General features: G+C 45.0%; 8 protein-coding genes and 1 pseudogene. 7 read left to right on the top strand and 2 right to left on the bottom strand.

What is annotated here, in order from left to right; translation table 11 throughout:
* Positions 1–169: 169 nt before the first annotated feature.
* On the top strand, positions 170–661 hold the full coding sequence (locus FTT64_RS09290; protein WP_180182290.1) for a hypothetical protein: 492 nt from the start codon (positions 170–172) through the stop codon (positions 659–661).
* 94 nt (positions 662–755) lie between these two features.
* On the opposite strand, the gene FTT64_RS09295 is transcribed toward FTT64_RS09290, so the two are convergent.
* Positions 756–1295, bottom strand: a complete 540-nt coding sequence (locus tag FTT64_RS09295) for a DOMON-like domain-containing protein (RefSeq protein ID WP_075167187.1) — start codon at positions 1293–1295, stop codon at positions 756–758.
* A gap of 9 nt (positions 1296–1304) precedes the next feature.
* On the bottom strand, positions 1305–1628 hold the full coding sequence (gene yhbY, locus FTT64_RS09300) for a ribosome assembly RNA-binding protein YhbY (protein ID WP_005176314.1): 324 nt from the start codon (positions 1626–1628) through the stop codon (positions 1305–1307).
* A gap of 196 nt (positions 1629–1824) precedes the next feature.
* On the opposite strand from yhbY, the gene rlmE reads away from it, so the two are divergent.
* The 6 genes and pseudogenes from rlmE to FTT64_RS09330 all read left to right on the top strand — a co-directional run.
* Positions 1825–2475, top strand: a complete 651-nt coding sequence (gene rlmE, locus FTT64_RS09305) for a 23S rRNA (uridine(2552)-2'-O)-methyltransferase RlmE (RefSeq protein ID WP_016659946.1) — start codon at positions 1825–1827, stop codon at positions 2473–2475.
* A 134-nt stretch (positions 2476–2609) separates the two neighbouring features.
* Complete coding sequence (gene ftsH, locus FTT64_RS09310; protein ID WP_160241524.1) at positions 2610–4499, top strand: ATP-dependent zinc metalloprotease FtsH; 1890 nt, start codon at positions 2610–2612, stop codon at positions 4497–4499.
* A gap of 259 nt (positions 4500–4758) precedes the next feature.
* Complete coding sequence (locus tag FTT64_RS09315; protein ID WP_180182289.1) at positions 4759–5412, top strand: YitT family protein; 654 nt, start codon at positions 4759–4761, stop codon at positions 5410–5412.
* A gap of 188 nt (positions 5413–5600) precedes the next feature.
* Positions 5601–6452 carry a dihydropteroate synthase gene (gene folP, locus FTT64_RS09320; RefSeq protein WP_218951689.1) on the top strand — a complete coding sequence of 284 codons (852 nt, stop codon included), beginning with the start codon at positions 5601–5603 and terminating at the stop codon, positions 6450–6452.
* Positions 6453–6578: 126 nt separating this feature from the next.
* Positions 6579–6893, top strand: coding sequence for a DUF5713 family protein (locus tag FTT64_RS09325; RefSeq protein WP_045796482.1), 315 nt, complete (start codon positions 6579–6581; stop codon positions 6891–6893).
* Between the two features lie 372 nt (positions 6894–7265).
* A pseudogene (locus FTT64_RS09330) lies at positions 7266–7352 on the top strand (IS5/IS1182 family transposase); the annotation flags it as partial.

Genomic DNA, 7352 nt, shown 5'->3' on the forward strand with positions numbered 1-7352 from the left:
CTTGAAGCGGAATATCCAATAAAAAAGTATTCTTTTGGTGCAAAAGCATGTTTGTCACGCAATGTCACAGAAATGTAAGCATTTAATAATTGTCTAACAAATCAAAACTTAAATTTTATCTGTTTCTACTATGCTGTGGTCTTTCATAATAACAGGCGGATGAACGGCAATGACAGCAGAACAAAAACAGCCAGCGGCTAAAAACTCCTTAAAAGACGTGGTGGCAGAAGGCACTGAAAAGCTTGAACAGGCAGCGCAAGAGGCCAAGCAGCAGGTTACTGAAGCAGTCGGGGAGACCCAGGAAAAACTGCAGACCGAAGCGAAAAAATTTAATGGCAGCGTGCAGGAGCAGCTCAGTCAGCTCAAGAAAGAGCTGCTACAGAAAATTGAATCGCTCAAGGAACATTTTGGCAGCTCACAAAAAGATCTTGGTGAACTGAAAGAGTTTGTGAAAACCGAGTTTAATGCGGTGATTGAAGATTTGAATAAAATTGGCAAAGAGCTTAAAGCTGATGTCAGCCAGATTTCAGTCAAGCATAAAGACCAGTTAACCGAAACCTTCAAGCGCTCCAAAGAACATACCTTGGAAACCTGGAAAAAAGTTGTACCAGCAAAAGAGGCGGCACCTGCTTCTGAAACCGACACCACCTTTAAAAGCTAAGGCGTGTTGTAGCGGGTGCGTGCGATGCAGGCAATAAAAAAGTGAGGTCATGTGCCTCACTTTTTTATACTGCGTTTTAGTTCAGACATAATGCCTAGAACTGATGCAGCCAATCGCGCTTGTTATGAAAATCGGCCTGTGGACTGCTGTGCTGCATGGCGTAATAGTGTTCACCTTCAGAAGTGTTTAACACGGCAGTTAAACCAATGAACAGATCCGACCACTTTAATTTATGCTTGGCCATGAATTCGCCCAAGTCCAGACTGACATTCAGCCCATAATGGGTGCGTTTTAGCTGGTTGAGCTCAATATCATAGGCGGCTTGCGGCGGCATGTCTTCCGGATAGCGATATTCCTCAAACTGATAGGCCTGCCAGGCTTGAGATGGAGAAAGATTAATTTCACGATAAAAATCTTCCCCATGAACGCCAATGAACACCTCAAAACAGGTGTTCTGCCAGAGAAAATCCTGACGCGGATGCGCAGACACCAGATCGGGCCATTGCACATACTGGTTCGGATCACGCAGCCAGTAACCAATATTCAGGTTAAACGGGCTTTGCTGCTCAATCGCCCCGACCAGGGAGATGGCCTGAAAACGGCGATCAAAAGCACTCAGTTCATAACTTGCCATAAGGAAAAATTATTTTGCCAGATGCGCGTGACGAACCAGGTTCGATAATTTTGGATTTTGCGGTTTGGCTTTTTTATACAGCAGGGCAATTTTACCAATGGTCTGTACCACTTCTGCACCAGTCGCTTCTGCAATTGCCTCAATTACAGCTGCACGTGCTTCACGGTCTTCACCGCCAATTTTCACTTTAATCAGTTCGTGGTCGTTTAACGCACGCGTGGTTTCTTCAATGACATTTTCAGTAAGCCCTTGTCCGCCAATCATCACAACCGGATTGAGTGCATGACCGATTTGACGTAAACGCTTGCGTTCCTGAATAGATAAAGCCGCCATAAAAATAACCTGATTTTAAAAACGGCTTAGTATAGCAAATCCCAATTTGAAACGCTGTAAAATCTGCGCAAATAATCGATGCAAATAATAGAAAAAATCGCACCCTCTACCTCCATTTAACTACACATCTGTACTGCAAGCGCGGCAATTTTCACGTACAATTATAAATTAGAAGGTTTTTAATATTTAGAGAGTTATGGCAACACGCATTACCAACCAGAAATTATCCAAAAGTAGTCGTGCGTGGATGAGAGAGCACCTGGATGACCCTTTCGTGAAAAAAGCCCAGAAGGAGGGTTATCGTGCGCGTGCTGCGTATAAACTGCTAGAGATTCAGGAAAAATATAAAATTATCAAACCCGGCATGACGGTGGTCGATCTGGGTGCTGCGCCCGGCAGCTGGTCGCAAATTGCCGGCAAACTGGTCGGTGACAAAGGGCTGGTGATTGCATCGGATATTTTAGCGATGGATGCCTTACCAGATGTGACCTTCCTGCAAGGTGACTTCCGAGAGGAAGAAGTTTTTGAAAAATTGTTAAATATTTTAAATGGCCGGACTGTAGACGTTGTAATTTCCGATATGGCCCCCAATACATCAGGTAATAGAGCAGTAGATCAGCCACGACAAATCTATTTATGTGAACTGGCTTTGGACTTTGCGCAAAAAGTGCTGGGGCCAAACGGACAGTTTGTTGTGAAGGTGTTCCAGGGTTCTGGCTTCGATGAATTTCGCAAACAGGTCGTCGACAGCTTCGATGTATTAAAGACTGCAAAACCGGCAGCTTCTCGTGCACGTTCGAAAGAAGTGTTTTTGATCGGACAGGGCCGGAAGAAGGCATTCAAATAAAGTTTACTTGCCAAGCCGTTAAAAATTGTGCATTTTGTACGTTTTTAAGAGTTTTGTAGGCTGATCTTCAGCTTTAACATTAAGGTCACCCTGTAAAGGGCATGATCAAATTAGATTGATATGGGAATAAAGCTTTGAGCGATCTCTTCAAGAATGCCGTATTGTGGCTAATTATACTTGGTGTACTGATTCTGATTTTCAGTAACATCAATGGCAGTGATAAGCCAACGTCAATGAACTATTCCGAGTTCGTTGCGGCGGTGGATGCTGGTCAAATTAAAAAAGTTACAATTGATGGCGAAAGAATTAGTGGTGAAAAAGCCAATGGCTCACCATTTGAAAGTATTCGTCCGGCGGTTCAAGATCCTGAACTCATGCCGAGCCTCATTGAAAACAACGTTGTTGTTGAAGGTACTGCACCTCAACGTCAAGGTTTGTTGATGCAACTACTCATTGCTAGTTTCCCTGTACTTTTAATCATTTTGTTATTCATGTTCTTTATGCGCAACATGGGTGGCGGTGCAGGTGGTAAAAACGGCCCAATGAGCTTTGGTAAGTCCAAAGCGAAAATGCTGTCTGAAGACCAGATTAAAGTAACCTTTGCCGATGTTGCAGGTTGTGATGAAGCCAAACAGGAAGTAGTAGAAATTGTCGACTTCCTGAAAGATCCGGCCAAATTTAAACGTTTGGGTGCAACCATTCCGAAAGGCGTGTTAATGGTTGGTCCTCCGGGTACCGGTAAAACTTTGCTGGCAAAAGCCATTGCTGGCGAAGCTAAAGTGCCATTCTTCAGTATTTCAGGTTCTGACTTCGTAGAAATGTTCGTGGGTGTGGGCGCCTCTCGTGTCCGTGACATGTTCGAGCAGGCGAAACGCCACGCGCCATGTATTATCTTTATTGACGAGATTGATGCGGTCGGTCGTCACCGTGGTTCAGGTACCGGTGGTGGTCACGATGAGCGTGAGCAGACCTTAAACCAGATGCTGGTCGAAATGGACGGTTTTGAAGGCAACGAAGGTATTATCGTCATTGCCGCAACCAACCGTGCCGATGTACTGGATAAAGCTTTATTACGTCCAGGTCGTTTTGACCGTCAGGTGATGGTGGGCTTACCCGATATTAAAGGTCGTGAGCAAATCTTGAATGTTCACCTGAAAAAATTGCCTTCAACCACAGGTGTGGATGTAAAAGTCCTTGCACGTGGTACACCGGGCTTCTCGGGTGCACAGTTGGCCAACTTGGTGAACGAAGCAGCGCTATTTGCTGCACGTCGTAACAAGAACACGGTCGACATGCATGACTTTGAAGATGCCAAAGACAAGCTGTACATGGGTCCTGAACGTAAATCAATGGTGATTCGTGAAGAAGAACGTCGTGCGACGGCTTATCATGAAGCAGGCCATGCCATTGTGGCAGAAATGCTGCCGGGTACGGATCCTGTGCATAAAGTTACGATTATGCCGCGTGGTTGGGCGCTGGGTGTAACCTGGCAGTTGCCTGAGTTTGATCAGACCAGCCATTACAAAGACAAGATGCTGAAAGAAATTTCAATCCTGTTTGGTGGTCGTATTGCTGAAGAAATTTTCATTAATCAGCAATCTACCGGTGCATCGAACGACTTTGAGCGTGCAACCAAAATGGCACGTGCCATGGTGACCAAATACGGTATGTCGGACAAACTAGGCGTGATGGTTTATGAAGATGATTCACAGCAATCCTTCATGGGCAGCCTGGGTAGCCGGACCATTTCTGAAGCGACACAGCTGGAAGTGGACCGTGAAGTGCGCCGCATTCTGGATGAGCAATATAAAGTGGCCTGGGATATCCTGGAAAACAACAAAGAGATTGCCCATGCCATGGTAAAAGCGCTGATGGATTGGGAAACCATTGATCGTGAGCAGATTCGTGACATTATGGAAGGTCGTGAACCACAGCCACCAAAAGTATATGTTGCAGAAAATCCGGTGATTGATGTAACCCCAAGCAATGGTCCAAGCACACCGCCACCATTGCCAGCCAACTAAGAATATTTTAAGAAAACCACCTTCGGGTGGTTTTTTTATGCATGAAATTTGCATGTATTTATCGGTACCTGACCCAATTGGTTAGATGAAAGGTCTATGCAAGCCATAAACCCGGACAGGAGAAAAGACAACAATTAAAGATTGTAGAAATTTTTATCCTTTGTCATATTAAAAACGCAATAAAAATACCACGTGCCACAAGCACACACATGCTATTCACCACAGACCACAAGTACAGGGTGAACAGGGGATTCTCAACATGAATAACCAATCTAATCCAAGCGCGCTAAAAGCTGCGCCTCTACCATCGATGCATCCGCTTAAACATAGTTATGTGGATGACAGCCTAGCACTGTTCTCAGGAACGCTGTTTGTCGGAATTACCCTAATTCTGTATGAACAGGCAGGTCTGCTGACCGGCAGTACCGCAGGGATTGCTTTTGTGCTGCACTATGCAACTGGCTGGTCGTTTAGTTTGCTGTATTTCCTGATTAATCTGCCATTTTACTGGTTTGCGTGGCGCAGGTTGGGCAAAAGCTTCACACTAAAAACCTTTATTTGCGTGGCCTTACTTTCTTTATTGACCTATATTGTGCCGCAATATCTGGACATTCATTATTTGCATCCACTTTTTGCGGCCATTGCCGGTGGCTTAATGCTGGGAACTGGTATTCTGTTTTTGGCCCGGCATCAATCGAGTTTGGGCGGCGCCACCATCTTGTCGCTGTATTTGCAAGACAAAGCTGGCATCAGTGCCGGTAAAGTACAAATGGCCATTGATTGTGTGGTCGTTGCATTGGCCTTTGGGGTAATGCCGTATCAGCAGGTGTTGTGGTCTATCTTGGCAGCGGTGATTATGGGTATCTTTTTGGCCCTCAATCATCGGCCGGGGCGTTATCAGGGTCAGTCATAATCTCCTGTCTTTAATAGGGGATCTATCAGCTGTTTTGTCGGACGAAAAAAATGATCCCTTTTGTGAAATTAAGCCGACTGTCCAAGCTGTTGCAATATGCAAATAAGCCGCAGTTTGACATCTAAGGCTTTACTTTACTGAATTATCCATAAGACAATATTTGCCTTATTGTGAATGAGGAGAAAAACATGCAGCTGATGCCATTACCGCAGCGTCAATGGAGCTTTGGAGCTTTAACTTTGGATCTGTCTCAGCCGCATGTGATGGGAATCTTGAATGTAACCCCGGACTCGTTTAGTGACGGGGGGCAGCACAATGAAAAAGAGCAGGCGATTGCCCGTGCCAAACAGATGATTGCTGAAGGTGCCACCGTCATTGATGTGGGGGGTGAATCGACCCGTCCCGGCGCAGCGGTGGTGGAAATTGAGGAAGAAATCCGCCGGGTGGTGCCTGTGGTCGAGGAGCTGGCCAAACTAAATGTGGTGATTTCAATTGATACTTCACAGCCGGAAGTGATTCGTGCGGCAGTAGCGGCCGGTGCACATATCTGGAATGATGTGCGGGCTTTAACCCGTCCTCAGGCGCTGGAAACCGCAGCTGAATTAAATATTCCGGTGATCATCATGCATATGCGCGGTGAGCCAACCACCATGAATAATCTGGATCAATATGAGGATGTCACTACAGATGTTATTCGTGAACTCTCGCAACGGGTTCAGGATGCACTGGATGCCGGGGTCAAGGCTGAAAACATTATGATTGATCCGGGCTTTGGTTTTGCCAAAAATGCCCAGCAAAATCTGCAATTGCTAAATGAGTTCCATAAACTGACTGACATGGGTTATCCAATTTTATCTGCCTTGTCGCGTAAACGTTTTATTGGCAGTGTGCTGGATGCCGCAGAGCCACAGCAACGTGCAGTTGGTTCAGCCACTGCGCATTTGCTGAGTATTCAGCAGGGTGCCTGTATGGTGCGTGCGCATGATGTGAAAGCCACCGCAGATACCATTAAAATCTGGCAGGCGATGCAATCGGCTTAAGGGCTGCTCTATATCATCCTGCTTTATATCATATGGGTATTCACATCTCGCTCAGTTTGGCTTTTCAGGGGCTTTGTGCTATATAGCCTGTCTTGAATTTGACCTTTTGTAGTTTTGAGTGCCTGTATGTTTACAGATTTACTTCTCCCCATGTTTGACGATGACTATTATCCCGATATTCTGGTCGCTGAAATCAAACAGTCCATTGAACAGTTTGCGAAAAAAGTCGCCAAGCCGAATTTGTCCGAGGCTGACATTTATCACTTCGCGCATGAAACGGTAAACGTCATCAACAAGATGAAACCACAATTTGAAGATCTGGATTCATCACTGGATGATACTGCGGCAGATTATATTGCCGAAGCGATGATGATGGTGCTGCAAGATGCCGGCTATTTCGAGCTGGAAATGGAAGAACTGGTATCGAATCGAGAGTGGTAAGCCGCTCTCTTTTTTTATAATGGGGTGATCTGGGTTTGAGATGATTCTATCGCTCAATCTTACAGGGTGTACAGTAAATAGCAGCTCTGTTTCGGATATGCTTTAGTCCTCTCATCTACCTGCACGACCTACTCAGTGTGTTACTCTGCTGTACGGGCGTTTCTTGATCATATTAAATGCTTGATTCATCGGCGGCATAAATGCTTGAAAAACAGCTTGGCAAGGTGAGTAGGGCGATCTGATATTTCATTTTTCTTTTTATATTTCTTTTCTTTCTATTTAATCTGTTTTATTAGGGTCTGTTGACATTTACTGTGCAAAAAAATAGCGAGAAAGTAGAATTTAATCGCCAAACCAAATCTACTCCTCGCTATGCCTCGTACAATGTTGACTGATCAACACTGGTCTAAGTTAGAAAACATTTTCCGTAATTTTCGTATTTATCTCAAACAAAATCTT

Origin of the sequence: Acinetobacter sp. Q186-3, from assembly GCF_013420655.1 — a bacterium.
Taxonomy (GTDB): domain Bacteria; phylum Pseudomonadota; class Gammaproteobacteria; order Pseudomonadales; family Moraxellaceae; genus Acinetobacter; species Acinetobacter indicus.

Bases quoted from the DNA above. Each gene is read 5' to 3' on its own strand.
- FTT64_RS09290 (WP_180182290.1), top strand. From the start codon at position 170: ATGACAGCAGAACAAAAACAGCCAGCGGCTAAAAACTCCTTAAAAGAC.
- FTT64_RS09295 (WP_075167187.1), bottom strand. From the start codon at position 1,295: ATGGCAAGTTATGAACTGAGTGCTTTTGATCGCCGTTTTCAGGCCATC.
- FTT64_RS09325 (WP_045796482.1), top strand. From the start codon at position 6,579: ATGTTTACAGATTTACTTCTCCCCATGTTTGACGATGACTATTATCCC.
- folP (WP_218951689.1), top strand. From the start codon at position 5,601: ATGCAGCTGATGCCATTACCGCAGCGTCAATGGAGCTTTGGAGCTTTA.
- FTT64_RS09315 (WP_180182289.1), top strand. From the start codon at position 4,759: ATGAATAACCAATCTAATCCAAGCGCGCTAAAAGCTGCGCCTCTACCA.
- rlmE (WP_016659946.1), top strand. From the start codon at position 1,825: ATGGCAACACGCATTACCAACCAGAAATTATCCAAAAGTAGTCGTGCG.
- yhbY (WP_005176314.1), bottom strand. From the start codon at position 1,628: ATGGCGGCTTTATCTATTCAGGAACGCAAGCGTTTACGTCAAATCGGT.